This is a genomic window from Kosakonia sp. HypNH10 (assembly GCF_029850615.1).
GTDB lineage: Bacteria > Pseudomonadota > Gammaproteobacteria > Enterobacterales > Enterobacteriaceae > Kosakonia > Kosakonia cowanii.
The window spans coordinates 620615-638469 of the sequence record NZ_JAOTIU010000002.1; the positions used below are offsets into that span (position 1 = coordinate 620615).

The following is a 17855-nucleotide window of genomic DNA, read 5'->3' on the forward strand; positions in this document are numbered from 1 at the left end:
ACCGATTGGTTTTAATCAGCCTAAGGCTACGCCGGACGGGGAGAAGAGGCAAGGGAGAAGGGGAGAGAAAAATGCCCGCACAAGGCGGGCAACTCCGTCAGGCAGTCGTATTAATGGTACGACCGATAGCCGGATTAGAAGGCAACTGCGGAATCTGTTTGATCAGATCCGTTGCAATAGCTTGTTGCGAATCCAGCGCCTTTTTCAGCACCAGGGTGTTCACCTGGTTATCGAGCTGATAAGAATCAAGGCTGCTGGCTAATGATGCGATCTGAATTGGATCCATGTCGATCATCCTTTTGTTGTCGAGCAACATCGCTCAGCACGGCGAAATAAACGCCGCACTCTGTTATCGGCAAAAAGGCGCAAAACTTTATGCTAAGCCTGACCGCTATAACGCCTTCGCTGCGGCTGCCCACTGCGCGGGGAAATCCACTGAGCGCAGCCCCGGCTCAACTGCGACCCACTCTACCGAGACGAGGGCGTTGATAATAAAGGGATCGCGCTGAAGATAAACCTCAATCTGCTTCTCATCCTGCGCCTGCATAAGGATAAAGCCGCCGGAATGGTCGCTGAGTGGGCCTGCGAAAATCACAATGCCTTGCTTCAGGCCTTCCACCAGCCATGTTTTATGCCCCTCGCGCCACGGCTCCAGCCGCTCAGGCGAGGTTATCCAGCGTAATGTCACTGCGTATAACATTTGCGACTCCTTACAGGTTAATGACATCGGCCACCGAGGCGATGGCGCGCTGAATTTCACGCTCTTTCACTGCATCTCCTTTCGAGATCCCCTCGGCGCGCACAAACGCGACGTTGGTAATGCCGAGGAACCCAAAGAAGGCGTTGAGGTAGCGCTCCTGGAAATCCATCTCCGCCAGTGGCGTATCGTGGTAAAAGCCGCCGCGCGAAGAGGCGATAATCACCCGCTTATCACCGGCGAGCCCGACCGGACCCTGCGCGGTGTAACTGAAGGTTTTGCCCGGCTGGGCAAGGCGATCCAGCCACGCTTTCAGCTGGCTCGGAATGGAAAAGTTGTACATCGGCGCGCCGATAACAATCAGATCGCTTGCCAGAAACTCTGCGACCAACGCCTCGGTGAGACGGTGTTCAACGGCGACATCGGCCGAGAGATCGCTCTCTGCCACCGGCCGGAAGCCAGCGGCGATGGGCGCGGTCAGATGGCTTATCTCGTCGTCAACAACATCACGATAAACTACCTCGTCATAGCGCCCGCTTTGCATCAACCGGTCGACAATCTCCCGGGAGAGCAGGCGCGAGACGGAGTGCGCGTGATTAAAGCTTGAATCAATATGCAGGATGTTCATACCAATAGCCTCTGGTTCAGGGAAGAGTGCGGGCAGCCCGATCGATAAAGTCAGCCACGCGATCGGCATGGGAGATCATCGACAGATGGCTGGAGTAGAGTGCAACGCGCGTCGCGCCGATCGCTTTTGCCAGTGCGTTCTGCACGGTTGGGTTGAGGGCGGCGTCATTTTCGGTCACCAGATACCACGACGGTTTATCGTGCCAGGCAGCATGGGTGAGGGTGTCGGTAAAGGCACGTGCGGCAATTGGCTGCTGCGCGGCGGCAAGCAGCTGCGCCCGCTGGCGGGAGAGGTCGTTTGCCATCACCTTATGAAACAGTGCCGGGTCGTCGAGCCAGATCAGCCCCTGTTCGTCGGCAGATAAGCCCGTCATAGGCGCATGTAAACGCGTCAGCAAGTTGGCGACAGACTCGTGGCTGTCCGGCACCAGCGCCGAGAGGTAGACCAGCCCTTTGACACGCGGATCGTTACCCGCTTCGCTAATCACCGCGCCCGCCCACGAGTGGCCGACCAGCAAAACATCACCATGCTGGCGGGCAATAACTGCGTGCGTAGCGTTGACATCATCCTTTAGCGAGGTAAGAGGGTTTTGCACCGCCGTCACGTGGTAGCCCATCGCCTGCAGCCGTGCCATCACCGCTGACCAGCTGGAGCCATCCGTAAAAGCGCCGTGTACCAGAACGATATCAGGCATGGTCTGTTCCTTTGCCTGTGCGGAAAAAATGGTCATCAGCAGCAGGGTAAAAACCCGCATGGTTAACAGCATGAAGTTGCGCCACATTGCCAGCCCTTAATCAGTGGAGGAGAAGTTGGGAAGAGTGTGAAAGAATCAGCGGCTGGCGAGTAGTGTCTTATTTGACATCTATAATGCAAAATCGGACAGAGTGATGAGGTGACGTATGCGCGTTGCGCTTCTGGCATTACCCGGCAGTATGCGTTCAGCGCTGGCGGGGTTAACGGATATGTTCTGGCTGGCAAACCAGGTTATCGGGCAAAATCATCACGCCACGGCGCGTTTTGAAACGCAGATCGTGACGGCCGGGGGCAAAGCCGTGCCCGATGCGCAGGGGCGAATGATCGAGAGCGACGGCGCGTTTGATGAGCGCCCGGATCTGATTATCGCCAGCGGCATGAAGCTGAATGAGGATAAACACCCCATTGATGCAGAGGCAGTTAAGCAAGCCGCGCAATGGGTTAAAGCCTGCCATGCAAAGGGAAGCATGGTGGCGGGTGCCTGTGCGGGCGGCTTTGTGCTTGGCGAGGCGGGGTTATTGACCGACAGGATCTGCACCACCACCTGGTGGCTGTTTCATACGTTTCGCGAACGCTACCCGCGTGCAAAACCGGTGTGGGGAAAAGCGCTGGCCGAGGATCGCAATGTCATCACCACCGGTGGGCCGCTGTCGTGGGTGGATTTAACGCTGCATATTGTCGCTAACCACGCAGGAAAAGAGATCGCCCGCCTGATGGCAGATATGGCCGTTGCCGACAGCCAGCCGCTCTCCCAACAGCTCTATGCGCCTAAAGGCTTTCTCAACTCCGTCGATCCGCTATTAACCAAAGCCGAGCATCTGGTGCGCTACCAGAACCCAGCCATCACCGTTGAGCAACTTGCCGCCGCGCTCAATATGACGCCGCGCACGCTGCACCGGAAAATGCGCGACCTATTACAAGAGAGCCCAAAAGCGTTTATCACCCGGGTGCGGATTGAGAGCGCGATTACGCTGCTTGAGATGCCCGGTAACAGCGTCAGCCAGGTGGCCTTTGCCTGCGGATATCAGGATGAGACGGTCTTCAGACGGTCGTTCAGCTCGGTGACCGGTATGTCCCCGGCGCGCTATAAAGCGTGGAGCCGAAGCCGACAGAACCTGCCGATTGAGCAGGGCGGCTGATGCAGAAAAGCAAAAAGCCCGCTTAAAAGCGGGCTTTTCTAAATTTGGCTCCTCTGACCAGGATCGCCTCTGCCAGTAACTGGCTAATAAGCATGTTAAACGAGGAATTCTGATCTTATTCCAGCCTCAGCCTATCCCTGAGTTCCTTCACCAGTGACGCATCATCCAGCTGTGCACTAATCTCATGACGAATCGCATTAGTGAACTGTTCACTGCGCTCGCAACTATGATGATAACCATGAGACAGCCAGTTCCAGCTCCCGAGAACGATGTAACGGCCATCGATCATCATTACCTTTTCATGTGTCCCCTCCGTCAACCGGATAATATTCTCTTTTCCTAGTTGTTCACGGTACTCGGCAACCAGAGTCTCGTCATTATCATCCGCACGATCCAGGCCCTGATGATAGTAGCCGTAATAAACTTTAACTTTGATGCCCCGCTGCTGTGTTGCTACCAGCTGCGCCAGCTCCGGCCTTTGATACTGTTTACCTGACCGGCGGATCCACGGAGCAATGATAACCAACTCCTTTTCACACTGGCTGGCCAGCGCGCTAAATGCAGCAATATGTTCACAATCGCGATAATAACGCTGTAAGCGGGGTGTCTGGCTTAGGCTGGCAAAATTCGGATGCTGGCTGCCTTGTTCAAGAAGGAAGCTTTCGGCAACGCTATCTGCAAGAATTTTCAGGTATCCACCTGCCTGTCCTAACCGATGATGGTTACCCACGACGATAAATTGCTGCTTTGCTCGTGAAACCACAACATTCAGCATGTTTGGCGCGTCGTTTTGAAAACTCGGATTATCAAGAGGATGAAAAATTACCGGACTATAAATGATGACCTCAAAGCCTACGCCCTGAAACTGATGCACGGTACCAATGCAGTTTTTCTGCCAGTGATTCATTCGTTGCGCAAGACGTTTAATCAGCAATGACTTCTGATTGCTGTAGGGAGTGACGATGCCAACATCAGCAGTCAAATCGTAACCGGCTTCTTCCAGCTTGTTCAGCAACAGCTCAATAGCATCAACTTCATCCAGATTAGTGTTAACCATCCCGCCTTTCTGGCCTTCGACGCTGTAGAACATCAAATGATGTCCACCTGATTTCTCAAACGCGCTGGCAATACGACTGGAAGGAGGAGCCGTTTCGACGCTGACGCCATGATAGCCCGCCAGCCGGATGAAAAGGTCGGCAATAGGTTGCTGGCACCGGCGATGCTCATCGAGGATGATGCCATTACCCGTATCGTCTACCTTGCCGGAAAGCGTACCAGCGGCACGGTGCCAGGCGGTGACGCTTGCAGGCGAGACACGTTCATACAACGTATTGTTGCTGGCGAAATGACGCTCACGCAACCGTGTTTGTAGGTTTTCTGACAGGTTTCTGATGGGTTCGATTTGCAGAGGATCGCCAACAATCATCGCTTTTTCGCTGCGACTCAACAGTGGCACCAGGGATTCAAGCGACATCATGCCCGCTTCGTCGCACAGTGCCAGATGCCACGGTTTATGCCCCTTAAGTTCATCGAGCTTACGATAACCAGCAACTTTCCACGCGGAAACCAGAGTGGTCGCCATTACCGGATAGACAAGAGACAGTGCGCGATAGAAATCATCAAGCTTATCCAGCCAGATATAGTAGCCCGCACTGCGGCGCTTACTCATTAACGCCCGCCAGTGAGTCAGAACCTCTTCCAGCTCAATTTTCCGCTTCAGTTGCTCTTGCCAGAGGTAGCCGATAGCGGCTTCGAACATTTCCCGGTGTTGCCTGATAAAGCGTTTACGCAAAATGTCGCACCAGTTACCTTCCGGATAATGCTGTTGATACTGTGCCGTTAACTGTTGCGCCAGAATGACCCGACACCATTGTGCCTGCAACTCTGCTACTTCAGTATTCAGGGCCAGCAGATCAACTTCCTCTTGAGCTTCGGGTTCCGCATGCAGGAGCAGCCCCAGTAGCGCTAAGTTCTCTTGCTGCTGTGAAAGCTTTTCTCCCGCATCAGCCAGTGCAGCCAGCTGGCGATGGGAAAGGGAGGAAAGAGCGAAATTGTGAAAGTCGTCCGGTGCAGCAAGTCTCATTTGCTGCAACCTTGCTGGATATTTTTTCTCGAAAAAACGGGCCAGATAACGCTTGATTCCTTCACGCGGATAGTCGCGGTAATGCAGCTCCAGGGCCGGGCGTAACGGCGAATCCATCCAGCTAAGTATCTGCTCCAGACTATGCTGCTGCGGCCACGTCGCCTGCAACGTCTGGTAAATTCTGCTGGCCTGTAGACGCTGCGCTTTTAGCTCGCTAAATTCTCGCAGGCGCTGTTCTGACTGACAGGCTAAAGTGTTCAGGTCATCGGGGTGATGAAGCGAAACATTAATGCCGAGCGCCTGTGCATTAGCGGCGAGCGCGGGGATTTTTTCCATGAAACGAGCCGGTAGCTCTTTTGCCTGGTGGGTGTCCAGACCACAATCCATCACGGATTGTATCGCGCCTGCCTTTTCATTCAGATACGCCCGGTAACAAGAGTTCATCTCGTCGCGATGCTTGAGTAAAACGGCTAAAAAATCGTCCTGCTTCTGTTGGTCATAACTTTCCTGTCGCCAACGACCGATCAGTTTCTCAAGTCGGTTAAGCTCATGCTGAACCTGTTCGTTCGAGCCACTATGAAACCATAACCAGTCTAGATCCTGGGTGGCAGGATCACTGCGCAGATCGTCAATGATATTCTCCACCGCTTTTATTGCGGTAGACGTGACCAGCATGCCGAAATTCTGGTCCTTTCCATCAGCAATCGCCAGTGCTCTGGCAACCAGTTGTTGTGCGATGAGTGACTTGAACAGCGTAGTTTTACCCGTACCCGGCGCACCTTGTACGGCAATCAGGCGCTCATCCTGATTAATGGCCTGTATTGCCGCCATCTGTCCATGGCCCAGAGGATATTGCGTTTCAAACAAACCGCCAGTCACCACCTCGTAAATATCTGGGGCATTCTCGTCACTATGAACATGGCTGAGATACTGCTCCAGCAAAGGGAAGTCACCCACCGCCTTATCACAAAGCCAGGTGAAATCTTCCGCATCACGCTTGAGGTTGTAATCCTCATTATGCAGTGGGGCCACCAGGGCGTTAAACGCGGTTTCAAGTCCCTGATATTTACTATTTGATTGCTGATCGACCCATTCCTGAAGCGCCTTGAATGCATCAAGGAACGTCTCATATTTACATCCAGTGAGGGCGCTGACGATACTCATCATATGGCGGTTTTCACCGAGTTCATTCAGCTGAATACCAAACATTTCGCGAAAAGCGAAGGGGAATGCGCTAACAAGTTGTCCATCTTTGACGGGAACTAGCAGAGTGTTTTCGTTCGGTTCGAAAAATGATTTCGGGAGGGGAAAAGAGAACAGCGGGAGATATTTTACATTGGCCTTTCCTCGCTCATTTTCGATACAGCGCAGTACCGGAAATAGCAGGTTAACAGGCTCAATATGGACAATTTCACCCTTTTCGCCATATTTGACGAAACGCCTGCGCCAGTTATCGCGCATTTCAGGCGTAACATGGAGTACTACTCCGCTCTGGTTTTCTTTACAGTTATTTATACCGAGCATCAGTTGTTGGTGCTCATGCACCTTACTGGCCGGTATTTTACTTTTTTCTGCGCCACTGAATTTCACATAATCATGCCACGCTGAAAGGATATCTTTAGACGACTTTTGCATCATGCTATACGAGCCTTAACCTGATTATCTCCCTGAATTTAATGGGCAGAGGATAACACAGAGGTAAATATTATAACCCTGCCAATGGGGGTGGATTTTGTGGATATATAATATTAATTACCGCAGCGAATGAATTTCATTGTTTGACCGAGAGGATTTTGTGTCCAAACAACTGAACTCATCCGGATGATGCTGCAAATGAAGAGCCTGCCAGGCCTGAAGCCACTTGAGCAAATGAGGGAAATGCAGAAAAGCAAAAAGCCCGCTTAAAAGCGGGCTTTTCTAAATCTGGCTCCTCTGACTGGACTCGAACCAGTGACATACGGATTAACAGTCCGCCGTTCTACCGACTGAACTACAGAGGAATCGTGTGAACGGGGCGCATATTATCGATGACCATCGGCCTTGTCAAAGGGTGGATTGCAATGAGATGACCGTTTGCTGACAAATTGGGCAATCTGCGCATCCCGCGCCCATTTGTGCTGCTTTATACGCCGTTTTGCACCGCGGTGGTGCAAATTACCCCTTATGGGGCATAAGCAAACTGCTGTTTCATCCTCTATTTATCCCGTAGCGATTAGAAAGGCTTATTATCCAGCCGCTTAACCCTTCTTTTATTCATCCCAGGAAATGTGGCAAGCATATTGCAACTCTCCCAACATCATCACTCTTAGCGTTGGCATGGGTAATCCTTACAGGAGGCAAAATGAACTTAAGACGCCTGAAGTACTTCGTAAAAATCGTCGATATTGGCAGCCTGACGCAGGCCGCTGAAGTGTTACATATTGCGCAGCCTGCGCTGAGCCAGCAGGTCGCAACGCTGGAAGGCGAGATGGATCAACAGTTGCTGATCCGCACCAAGCGCGGGGTTACGCCGACGGAAGCGGGCAAAATCCTCTATACCCATGCGCGCACCATTCTGCGCCAGTGTGAACAAGCGCAGCTGGCGGTGCACAACGTTGGCCAGACGCTGCGCGGCCAGGTATCGATTGGCCTCGCGCCCGGCACTGCCGCATCTTCCGTGACTATGCCGCTGCTGCAAGCGGTGCGCGCTGAGTTGCCGGAAGTGACCGTCTACCTGCATGAAAACAGCGGCACGGTGCTGAACGACAAATTGTTGAACGGCCAGCTCGATATGGCGGTGCTCTACGAGCGCGCGCCGGGGGCCGGAATTAATAGCCTGCCGCTGCTGAAAGAGGATCTCTACCTCGTCGGCACGCGGGATTGCCCGGGGCAGAGCGTCGATCTGGCAGCGGTTGCCGAACTCAACCTCTTCCTGCCGCGCGACTACAGCGCCGTGCGTTTACGGGTGGATGAAGCCTTCTCCCTGCGCCGCCTGACGGCGAAAATCATCGGCGAGATTGAATCGATTGCCACCCTGACGGCGGCAATTGCCAGCGGAATGGGCGTGACGGTGCTGCCGGAATCCGCCGCGCGCTCGCTCTGTAGCGCCACAAACGGCTGGATGGCGCGCATCACCACGCCATCCATGAGCCTGCCGTTGTCGCTCAATGTCTCAGCACGCGGCAGCATGTCGCCACAGGCGCAGGCGGTGAAAGACATTCTGCTGTCGCTGGTCAGCCGCCCGACGATGGAGAATCGCGAGCTGCAACTGGCAAGCTAGTCTTTATTCCTTAAAAGTATAAGTTGCTGGTTTTTATTATTTGTTCTGCCTGGCCGCAGACTTTAACAATAACGTCATGATTGATGGGCCAGGAGCGAAGGGTGAACTTCCAGCAACTTAAAATTATCCGTGAGGCGGCGCGGCGGGATTATAACCTGACGGAAGTCGCCAACATGCTCTATACGTCGCAGTCCGGCGTGAGTCGACATATCCGCGAGCTTGAAGAGGAGCTGGGGATTGAGATTTTCATTCGCCGCGGTAAGCGATTGCTGGGCATGACCGAGCCGGGCAAAGCGCTGCTGGTGATTGCCGAGCGTATTCTCAACGAGGCGAGCAACGTCCGCAGGCTCGCCGACCTCTTCACCAATGACACCTCCGGCGTTCTGACCATCGCGACCACCCATACGCAGGCGCGCTATAGCCTGCCTTCGGTGATCAAATCCTTCCGCGCGCTCTTTCCTGAAGTTCGCCTTGAGCTTATTCAGGGGACGCCGCAGGAGATTGAAACCCTGCTGCATAACGGCGGCGCAGATATCGGTATCGCCAGCGAGCGTTTAAGCAATGACAGCGCGCTGGTCGCTTTCCCGTGGTTCCGCTGGCATCACAGCCTGCTGGTGCCGCAGGATCATCCGCTGGCGCAGGCTTCACCGCTGACGCTGGAGGAGATCTGCCGCTGGCCGCTTATCACCTATCGTCAGGGCATCACCGGGCGCTCGCGTATTGATGAAGCGTTTGCACGCAAAGGGTTAATTCCCGACGTGGTGCTGAGCGCGCAGGACTCTGATGTGATCATGACCTATGTCGAGCTGGGTCTCGGCGTCGGGCTGGTGGCGGAGCAGTCCAGCGGCGAGCATGAAGCGGGGAAACTGGTGCGCCTCGATACCCGGCACCTTTTCGATGCCAATACCGTCTGGCTGGGATTAAAGCGCGGGCAGTTGCAGCGCAACTATGTCTGGCGCTTTATTGAACTCTGTAATGCCGGGTTGTCGGTGGATGAGATCAAACGCCAGGTGATGGAGCCGGATGAAGCGGCGATTGATTACCAGATTTAATGCCAAAAAAAGCCTGCGCAGACGCAGGCTTTTTTATCGGCTTAATGCGGCTGCGGCCTGATAAATATCGCCGTCACCGCCGAGAGCAAGCAACCCACCATCAGGTAGATCGCCACGCTGTGCCACTCGCCGCCGGAGAAGGTTAACAGTGCGGCGGCGATAAACGGCGTAAAGCCACCGCCGACCACGCTTGCAACCTGATACCCGACGCCCGCGCCGCTGTAGCGGTAACCTGCGCCAAACATCTCAGTAAACATCGGTTGCTGAACGCAGACCACCATATCGTGGGCGATATTCGCCAGCAAAATGGAGAAGATAACTACGCCAAGAATAGAGCGTGCTTCCAGCGCCATAAAGAAGGGGAAGGCGCTGATGGCTCCGAGCAGCGCACCGGTAATATAGATACGCCGACGCCCGAAGCGATCTGCCATCCAGGCGAAGAGCGGGATAGTAAAGCAGCTGACGCCGCCCACCAGCAGCCCGATATTGAGGAACAGTTCGCGCGGCATGCCCAGGTTTTGCGTTGAGTAGTTAAGCGCAAAGGCGGTGACGATATACATGGTCAGCAGTTCGCACAGCCGCAGGGCGATAATCTTGAGAAACGCGCCCGGATGCCGAACCAGCGCTTCAAACACCGGCGGGCGGGTTTTCGCTTCAGCGGGCTTTTGTGCCTGCGCGCGTTCGAACTCGACCGACTCTTCCATGCCGTTGCGCACCCACAGCGCGCCAAGCACCAGCACAATGCTGAACAGGAACGGCAGACGCCAGCCCCAGCTCAGGAACTGCTCATCGGTAGTCAGCGTGCTGATCAGCGACACCAGCCCGGTGGAGAGCAGCAGGCCGACGCCGTAGCCCACCTGAATGCCGCTACTGTAAAAGGCTTTCTTACCGGCCGGGGCGCTTTCGACCGCCAGCAGCGCCGCCCCGCCCCATTCGCCGCCGACGGCGAAGCCCTGAATGGCGCGCAGAGTTACCAGCAATACCGGCGCCCACCAGCCAATGGTGGCGAAAGAGGGAAGAATACCGATGCAGGCGGTGGCGATGCCCATCATCCAGACGGTCATCATCAACATCCGTTTACGCCCTAAGCGATCGCCGAAATGACCAAAGACGATGCCGCCGAGCGGGCGAAACAGAAAGCCGACGCCAAAGGTAGCAAAAGCGGCAAGCGTGCCCATTGCCGGGTCGATCTGCGGGAAAAATTCGCTGTTAAATACCAGCGCGGCGGTAATGCCATAGAGGAGAAAATCGAACCAGTCGACCACGGCACCCGCAAAGCTGCCCCATGCAGCGCGGCGGGCGCGGTGGGAGGATGGGGTCTGCTCATCGGGCCGGGGGGGAATGAGTGTGGAGTCCATAGCTGTCCTGTCTGTTCCTTACATCTTGCAATTTTTTATTATTAAAACCAGGGAAAGGATTACTCACATCGTATGCGGCAAAATTAAGGCCGCCCTTGAGACTACAGCGACAGCCCGCGCGAGAAAACCCTTTTACACAGATGTCGTACCTGACAGCGTAAAGCGGTCTGATCCTGCGCCTGGTATATCCTTAACAATTCCCGCTATAATCCGGGAAATTTGTTAACGGATTCAGAAGCGAAAATGGCAAAACTAACCTTACAAGAGCAGCTGCTGCAGGCAGGGCTGGTCAACAGCAAAAAGATGGCCAAAGTGCAGCGCACGGCGAAGAAGTCCCGCGTGCAGGCGCGCGAGGCGAGAGAAGCGGTAGAAGAGAACAAAAAGGCGCAGCTTGAGCGCGATAAGCAGCTTAACGAGCAGCAGAAGCAGGCGACGCTCGCCAAAGAGTATAAAGCGCAGGTGAAGCAGCTGATTGAGATGAACCGCATCACCATCAGCCGGGGCGATATCAACTTCAACTTTACCGATAACAACCTGATCAAAAAAATCGTCGTCGATAAGGTAACGCAGGCTCAGCTGATTAGCGGCCGTCTGGCGATTGCCCGTCTGATGACGGAAAACCGCAGCGAGCCGGAGTACGCGATTATTCCCGCAAGTGTTGCTGATAAAATCGCCCAGCGCGATGCTGACAGCATTGTGCTCAACAGCGCACTGAGCCAGGAAGCGCAGGATGAAGACGATCCGTATGCCGACTTCAAAGTGCCTGACGATCTGATGTGGTAAGGCGCGCAGAAGAATATCGGGCCAAAAGCGTGGTCTGCGCGGGCAATGTGCTTTACACTGCGCGCGGCAAAATTAGCACAGAACAACGAGTCAACAGGCGGTAAGGCGATGAACGGAAAAATCACAACCTGGTTTAAAGAGAAAGGTTTTGGATTTATCAAAGATGAGAACGGTGAAAACCGCTATTTCCATGTGATCAAGGTCGCCAACCCAGAGCTGATTAAAAAAGATGCGGCGGTGACGTTTGAACCCACCACCAACAATAAAGGCCTCTCGGCCTATGCGGTAAAAGTGGTGCCGGACAGCAAATATATTTTTATCGCTGGCGAGCGCCTGAAGCTCACCTCGATCAAATCTTATGTTGTCTTCAACGAAGAAGTGCCTGCTGATACCCGTATCGATAAAGAGAGCCCGGTGCTCTCAGTCGGCGTGCTGATGAGCAGCATCCGGCCAAAATCTGATATCAAGCCAGGGGAGATGCGCACGCTGAAAAAGCTGGCGATCACCACCTTCCAGGGCTCAACGCTTATCTTTACGGAAGATGAGATCGATATCGACGCGACGGTGAAACTGCTTAAAGTTTGACGTTATCTGCTGCTTTTAAGGATCCCTTATGAACCACGATATTCCGCTGAAGTTTTATGACATCGCCGATGAGTATTCGACGGAGTCCGCGACGCCGGTGAGCGAGTCCGAGCGTGACGCGGTGGCGCACTACTTCCAGTTGCTGCTGACCCGCTTGTCCAATAATGAAGAGATCAGCGAAGAGGCGCAGCAAGAGATGGCCCGCGAAGCTGGCCTCAAAGAGAGCCGCATTGATGAGATCGCCAACTTCCTCAATGAGTGGGGCAACGAATAACGCGGCATAATCCGCAGTTTTTCCTGCTCAGAAACGCAAAAAGCCCGCATTATGCGGGCTTTTTCTTTAACGGTATCAGGTGCCGATAATGCCACCGTCGGATTTGGTGATCACCACCGTGGAGGAGCGCGGTCGGCCATCGGCTTTAAAATCCGGCCAGTTGGAGATGGCGTGCGGATTATTGGGATCGGTGATGTCATCACCGCCTTCACCGGGGTGCTGGATATTGATAAACAGCGTGCGGTTGTCCGGCGTAAAGGCGATACCGGTAATTTCACACCCGCGCGGCCCGGTCAGGAAGCGGCGATAATCATTGCTCCCCGGAATGGTTGCCACCATCTGGTTATTGCCCATCCCTTCATAGGCTTTTTTATTGATGGTGCTGGAGGAGACATCAGTCTGGATCCAGAGCACGCCGCGATGATCGAAGGAGAGCCCGTCCGGGCTGCCGAACTCCGCGCCTTTCATTGAGCCTTTTACTTTCGGGTCATCACTGTCCGTGCGCCCGGCGAGCACCAGGATATCCCACTTAAATTTGGCTGACGCCGGATCGGCGCTCTCTTCGCTCCAGTGCATGATGTGGCCGAACTGGTTATTGGCGCGCGGGTTGGCCGCATCCACCGGCGCTTTGCCCTCTTTGCCGCGATCGGAGTTATTGGTGAGCGTGCAGTAGACGCTGCCTTTCGCGTGGGTATCGACGGCGATCCACTCCGGGCGATCCATTTTGGTTGCGCCGACCTTATCGGCAGCAAGGCGGGTTTTAATCAGTAGGTCGCCCTGGTTGTCGAAGCCGTTGCTTTGATCAAGGCCGTTTTCGCCGAAGATCAGCGGCAGCCAGTCGCCGGAACCATCTTCATTGAATTTCGCCACGTAGAGCGTGCCCGACTCCAGAAGCTTCATATTCGCCTTGCGATCGCTCGGGTCATATTTGTTATCAGAGATGAATTTATAGATATATTCAAACTTCTGATCGTCGCCCATATAGACCACTACGCGGTTATCCGCCGCCAGCGTTACCGCAGCGCCTTCATGCTTGAAGCGGCCCAAAGCGGTATGTTTGCGCGGCGTCGAGGTCGGATCGTAAGGGTCAATCTCCACCACCCAGCCGAAGCGGTTTGGCTCGTTGGGGGTTTTGTCGACGCTGAAGCGCTCATCCACTTCGTTCCAGCGATAGGACTCATCGCTGTCGCTGATGCCGTAGCGCTTCTCCAGCGCGTTGAGCGGCGCTTTTTTAACAAAAATATCTGACCAGTTCTCTTCGCAGGTGAGGTAGGTGCCCCAGGGCGTACGACCATTGGCGCAGTTTTGCATGGTGCCCAGTACCTGTTCACCCTGCGGATCGGCAGCGGTTTTCATCAGCGGCTGGTGGCGCGCCGGGCCGCTCAGCTGCATCGGCGTATTGACGGTAATACGGCGGGCAAAGCTGGAGGGGCGAACCACCTGCCAGCCGGCGTCCGCTTTTTTCACCTCGATAACCGACACGCCCATGGCGTTTTGCCCTTTACGCGCCTTATCGAGATCCCAGTTGGCGGTCCCATCTTTAAACAGCATGCCGTTATCAATGTACTCATGATTGAGCGCCAGCAGACCGTGCGCCGGGTTCTCTTCGCCCTGCGGCAGGCTAAACCACGCCATACCGTCATGGTGCATACCGGCCTGCGCCGCTTGCTCATCGGTGGTGTTGCTGGCGTCGAATTTAAATTCCGGCAGATTGCCCTTTAAGCCCACGGCATCGCCCCAGCGATAGAAGGGGCGGGCGATGTAGCCTTCCGGCACCGTGACGTTATCGGCGGTCGAGACGGGAATGCTGGTGAAGCCGAGCGACATCGCTTTCGCTAAGGCGGACGGTTTGCTCATCGCCGCGAAGGCATTTTCGGGCATCAGTAAAGAGGGGAATGAGACGGCAGCGCCGGCGACCATCCCCATTTGCAGAAAGCGGCGGCGTGACATAAACGCGCTGACCACCTCTGAAAACGCGGCGTTTTGGCTTGGGTTACTGATCTCATCGCTGTGCTCTTGCTTGAACACCGATTTAAGGGGTCTGCTCATATCGTTTTCCTGTGATTTCCATAGGCTTGCGTCGCAATGGAGAGCAGTCTAAAAAACTTTTGTTACAAATTTATAACGGTAGAGGCACAGCGGTTTAATAAGACGTGTTTGTTTGGGAGAGGGTAAAGAATAAAAAGCAAAAAGCCCGCTAAAAAGCGGGCTTCTTAAATTTGGCTCCTCTGACTGGACTCGAACCAGTGACATACGGATTAACAGTCCGCCGTTCTACCGACTGAACTACAGAGGAATCGTGTGAACGGGGCGAATACTACTGACCGCGTACTTTAGTGTCAACACTAAATTTAACATGCTGATTCAATTGGCTAATTAACATCCAGACGGCAGTTTAATGTACCGGATTTGCCTCATCGCCGTAGCTGCCTGGCTGACCACGCAGGCGGCTCAAAGGATCCTGCTGATAGAAGTGGCAGAAGCGCTGCCACAGGGCAGGGAAACGCGGAGCAAACAGCTCTGGCGCGCTGAAGAAATACTCCGACAGCACCGCGAAACACTCGGCGGGATCGGTGGCGGCATAGGCATCAATGCTGGCTGCGCTTTCGCCGACCAGATCGATCTCATCCTGAATGTTCTCCATGGCAGCGCGCAGATCGTGCTCCCAGCCCGCTACATCACGCAGCGGAATGAGTGGAATGCCGCTCGCGCGATCGCCGTTGCGCATATCAAGCTTGTGCGCCACTTCATGAATAATCAGGTTGTAACCGGAGGCGTCAAAGGAGTCCTGAATATCGAGCCAGTTAAGCACGATGGGACCCTGCTGCCAGCTCTGCCCGGAGTGAACCATGCGCTGGTTATGCACGAGGCCAAAATCATCCTCCCACTCATCATCGACGATAAAAGGGGCAGGGTAGATCAGCACTTCGTGAAAGCCATCGAGCCATTCGAGGCCCAGTTCCAGCACCGGCAGGCAAAATAGCAGGCTGATGCGCGCGCTTTTCAGCGCGTCCAGATCGAATCCCTGCAGCGCCACCAGGCGCTTTTGCTGCAAAAAACGGCTGGCCAGCTGGATCAGTTTGCTTTGCTCGTCTGGCGATAAATTCGCTAACACGGGGACTTTTAACGCATCTTGCCAGGGAAGATCTGCTTCATCGGCAGATTCCCGGATTTTCCAGGGCCACTTAATCATCGTTTTGCTCGCAAACTCGCCACTTGAACCAAATCAACGGGACTGGGTCTGTTAAAATGCCAAATTTCCTGGCATGATGGCAACCATCTGAACGGAGAGATGCCGGAGCGGCTGAACGGACCGGTCTCGAAAACCGGAGTAGGGGCAACTCTACCGGGGGTTCAAATCCCCCTCTCTCCGCCATTATTCAAGCATTTACCCGCACAGCTTTCAACGATCCAGATCCCAATGAGAAAATCCTTTAAGAAAAAGCGAGCCTGAAAGCTCTCTTTTTGCGGTTCAAAGTCGCGCTCACTTTACCTTTCTGTCGTAAACCAGCACTTGCGATTCAGCCCTCCAGGCACCCCGGCGCTTACCGGAGCGCCAGGATTACTCATACCTGAGCCATGCCACCATCCACAAAAACTTCGCTGCCCGTCATAAAGCTGCTCTCATCGCTTGCCAGGAACAAGGCCACGGCGGCCGTCTCTTCCGGGCGGCCGATACGGCCAAGGGGAGTTTGTGCGGCCAGGCCAGCAAGCAATGCTTCCGACTCTCCGCTTGTCCCGAACAGATCGTGCAACCCTGGGGTTTCCGTACCGCCAGGTGAGAGCACATTGATGCGAATACCGGTTCCCTTCATATCGAGGGCCCAGCTTCTGGCGAAGTTTCTGATTGCCGCCTTCGTTGCGCTGTAGATGCTGAAAGCGGGCGTTCCCATTGAGCCTGTGGTTGACCCGGTCAGGATGATCGAACCGCCAGAGCGCATGAGCGGAAGCGCCTTCTGAACTGTAAATAGCGTGCCCTTCACATTGACGCCGAACATGTGGTCGAAGTCCGCTTCACTGATCTCGCCAAGCGGGGCGAACGTTCCTAAGCCAGCGTTAGCGAACAGGATATCGAGTTGGCCTGCTTCGGCCTTGATCTGCGCGTAGAGATGGTCGAGATCCTCCAGCCTGGAGACATCACATCGGATACCCGTCGCGCCATGACCGATTTTGGCTATTGCCTTGTCGATCTCGGCCTGGCGACGTCCTGCAATATAGACGCGGGCGCCTTCTGCTGCGAAGCGTATGGCGCTTGCCAGGCCGATTCCCGTGCTTCCACCTGTAATCAATGCTGTCTTGCCTGTGAGTCTGGACATAAGCGTTTCCTTAAGTGATTTGCCGACAGCTGCACTTTAGACGGGAAATTACTTTTGGTATAGTATGCACCTTTTGGTAAGTACCTAAGGAAACCCGATGACACCCTCATTTACATGTGGTCTGGATGCAGCACTGGCTGTAATCGGCGGTAAGTGGAAGCCTTTGATTCTGTACCATCTGGCGCATGACACCCGGCGCTATGGCGAGCTGAAACGCGCGGTTGCTGGCGTCAGTGACAAAATGCTTATTCAGCAGTTGAAGGAGTTGCAGGCCGATGGCGTGGTTCAGCGCATCGACTACCAGACTATTCCGCCCAAAGTCGAATACTCGCTTACCGAATTCGGCGTCAGCCTTGCCGATAGCCTTGCCCCGCTATGCACATGGGGAAGTGCACATATGAACGAGATTGAGAAGATTATGCTCGGCCGTCAGGAAGCCAAAACATTCGATTGAGCCAGCCCGTACCCGAGCCGGAAAGTCCGCTTTGTGCCAGAGGCGGACATTGATAACATTGAGATATGTTAGCTTATGGGGAGTAGGTCAAGTCGGTTATCAACGCTAATTGCGGTATATTTATTCTGGATGCTGCCAAATCCCCCTCCGGATTGATGACAGGCTGTCATTTCCTTATCGAAAGCCTGTGCTTCATCCTGGCTTAAATAGTTATTCTTAACCGTGGTTTTCCCGGCCTGTGCCGCTGTAACAGCATTTGCACCGCTGTCTCCTGTCAAGGCACCCGCAAGCCCCGATGCCAGCGTCGCCAGTGCTAAAATGGTTTGCTTCTGATCCTCATTCAAATGATTGGTATCTTTTATACCCAGGCGTCGAGAGAAATTATTCAACCCCATTCATCGGTTGCTGCATCGGTTCCGGTGCTTTGCACTTGGATTCAGGAAAACAGTTTTGCAGACGTTTAAATACTCTTTC

17 protein-coding genes and 3 tRNA genes are annotated in these 17855 nt (G+C 54.4%); 8 read left to right on the forward strand and 12 right to left on the reverse strand.

The window, feature by feature from the left end; all coding sequences use genetic code 11:
- Positions 1 to 97 precede the first annotated feature (97 nt).
- The 4 genes from N7V53_RS09085 to N7V53_RS09100 all read right to left on the reverse strand — a co-directional run bounded on the left by N7V53_RS09085 (position 98) and on the right by N7V53_RS09100 (position 2079).
- Entirely contained in the window at positions 98 to 286 is a 189-nt protein-coding gene (locus tag N7V53_RS09085; RefSeq protein ID WP_023479145.1) for a YjfB family protein, read from the reverse strand.
- Between the two features lie 105 nt (positions 287 to 391).
- Complete coding sequence (locus N7V53_RS09090; RefSeq protein ID WP_279793128.1) at positions 392 to 700, reverse strand: YciI family protein; 309 nt, start codon at positions 698 to 700, stop codon at positions 392 to 394.
- Between the two features lie 10 nt (positions 701 to 710).
- Positions 711 to 1325, reverse strand: a complete 615-nt coding sequence (locus N7V53_RS09095; RefSeq protein WP_279793129.1) for an FMN-dependent NADH-azoreductase — start codon at positions 1323 to 1325, stop codon at positions 711 to 713.
- Positions 1326 to 1341: 16 nt separating this feature from the next.
- On the reverse strand, positions 1342 to 2079 hold the full coding sequence (locus tag N7V53_RS09100) for an alpha/beta hydrolase (protein ID WP_279793188.1): 738 nt from the start codon (positions 2077 to 2079) through the stop codon (positions 1342 to 1344).
- A 145-nt stretch (positions 2080 to 2224) separates the two neighbouring features.
- Here N7V53_RS09100 and N7V53_RS09105 point away from each other — a divergent pair, with 145 nt between their 5' ends.
- Complete coding sequence (locus tag N7V53_RS09105) at positions 2225 to 3217, forward strand: helix-turn-helix domain-containing protein (RefSeq protein WP_279793131.1); 993 nt, start codon at positions 2225 to 2227, stop codon at positions 3215 to 3217.
- Positions 3218 to 3332: 115 nt separating this feature from the next.
- Here N7V53_RS09105 and N7V53_RS09110 read toward each other — a convergent pair whose 3' ends face one another.
- Positions 3333 to 6938 (reverse strand): AAA domain-containing protein, encoded by a 3606-nt coding sequence (locus tag N7V53_RS09110; protein ID WP_279793132.1) that lies wholly within the window; start codon positions 6936 to 6938, stop codon positions 3333 to 3335.
- Positions 6939 to 7224: 286 nt separating this feature from the next.
- Positions 7225 to 7300: transfer RNA gene (locus N7V53_RS09115), tRNA-Asn, on the reverse strand.
- A 341-nt stretch (positions 7301 to 7641) separates the two neighbouring features.
- On the opposite strand from N7V53_RS09115, the gene nac reads away from it, so the two are divergent.
- Positions 7642 to 8559 (forward strand): nitrogen assimilation transcriptional regulator NAC, encoded by a 918-nt coding sequence (gene nac, locus N7V53_RS09120; RefSeq protein ID WP_054803190.1) that lies wholly within the window; start codon positions 7642 to 7644, stop codon positions 8557 to 8559.
- A gap of 101 nt (positions 8560 to 8660) precedes the next feature.
- Positions 8661 to 9611 carry an HTH-type transcriptional regulator Cbl gene (gene cbl, locus N7V53_RS09125; protein ID WP_279793134.1) on the forward strand — a complete coding sequence of 317 codons (951 nt, stop codon included), beginning with the start codon at positions 8661 to 8663 and terminating at the stop codon, positions 9609 to 9611.
- Positions 9612 to 9652: 41 nt separating this feature from the next.
- Here cbl and shiA read toward each other — a convergent pair whose 3' ends face one another.
- Positions 9653 to 10969, reverse strand: a complete 1317-nt coding sequence (gene shiA / locus N7V53_RS09130) for a shikimate transporter (RefSeq protein ID WP_279793135.1) — start codon at positions 10967 to 10969, stop codon at positions 9653 to 9655.
- Positions 10970 to 11212: 243 nt separating this feature from the next.
- On the opposite strand from shiA, the gene N7V53_RS09135 reads away from it, so the two are divergent.
- From N7V53_RS09135 to N7V53_RS09145, 3 genes are all read left to right on the forward strand, one after another.
- Entirely contained in the window at positions 11213 to 11752 is a 540-nt protein-coding gene (locus N7V53_RS09135; protein WP_054803188.1) for a DUF2058 domain-containing protein, read from the forward strand.
- A gap of 108 nt (positions 11753 to 11860) precedes the next feature.
- Positions 11861 to 12337 carry a cold shock domain-containing protein gene (locus tag N7V53_RS09140; RefSeq protein ID WP_023479132.1) on the forward strand — a complete coding sequence of 159 codons (477 nt, stop codon included), beginning with the start codon at positions 11861 to 11863 and terminating at the stop codon, positions 12335 to 12337.
- A 28-nt stretch (positions 12338 to 12365) separates the two neighbouring features.
- On the forward strand, positions 12366 to 12611 hold the full coding sequence (locus tag N7V53_RS09145) for a DUF2543 family protein (RefSeq protein ID WP_023479185.1): 246 nt from the start codon (positions 12366 to 12368) through the stop codon (positions 12609 to 12611).
- A gap of 75 nt (positions 12612 to 12686) precedes the next feature.
- On the opposite strand, the gene N7V53_RS09150 is transcribed toward N7V53_RS09145, so the two are convergent.
- The 3 genes from N7V53_RS09150 to mtfA form a co-directional block, all read right to left on the reverse strand.
- Complete coding sequence (locus N7V53_RS09150; RefSeq protein WP_279793136.1) at positions 12687 to 14660, reverse strand: PhoX family phosphatase; 1974 nt, start codon at positions 14658 to 14660, stop codon at positions 12687 to 12689.
- 171 nt (positions 14661 to 14831) lie between these two features.
- A tRNA-Asn gene (locus N7V53_RS09155) sits at positions 14832 to 14907 on the reverse strand.
- Between the two features lie 99 nt (positions 14908 to 15006).
- Entirely contained in the window at positions 15007 to 15804 is a 798-nt protein-coding gene (gene mtfA / locus N7V53_RS09160) for a DgsA anti-repressor MtfA (protein WP_279793138.1), read from the reverse strand.
- Between the two features lie 93 nt (positions 15805 to 15897).
- On the opposite strand from mtfA, the gene N7V53_RS09165 reads away from it, so the two are divergent.
- Positions 15898 to 15987: transfer RNA gene (locus N7V53_RS09165), tRNA-Ser, on the forward strand.
- Between the two features lie 190 nt (positions 15988 to 16177).
- On the opposite strand, the gene N7V53_RS09170 is transcribed toward N7V53_RS09165, so the two are convergent.
- Complete coding sequence (locus tag N7V53_RS09170) at positions 16178 to 16927, reverse strand: SDR family oxidoreductase (protein WP_279793140.1); 750 nt, start codon at positions 16925 to 16927, stop codon at positions 16178 to 16180.
- A 97-nt stretch (positions 16928 to 17024) separates the two neighbouring features.
- Here N7V53_RS09170 and N7V53_RS09175 point away from each other — a divergent pair, with 97 nt between their 5' ends.
- The gene (locus tag N7V53_RS09175) at positions 17025 to 17381 is read left to right on the forward strand and encodes a helix-turn-helix domain-containing protein (RefSeq protein ID WP_279793141.1); all 357 of its coding nucleotides are present in this window, start codon (positions 17025 to 17027) and stop codon (positions 17379 to 17381) included.
- A gap of 68 nt (positions 17382 to 17449) precedes the next feature.
- On the opposite strand, the gene N7V53_RS09180 is transcribed toward N7V53_RS09175, so the two are convergent.
- Positions 17450 to 17776 (reverse strand): VENN motif pre-toxin domain-containing protein, encoded by a 327-nt coding sequence (locus N7V53_RS09180; protein ID WP_279793142.1) that lies wholly within the window; start codon positions 17774 to 17776, stop codon positions 17450 to 17452.
- Positions 17777 to 17855: the final 79 nt, after the last annotated feature.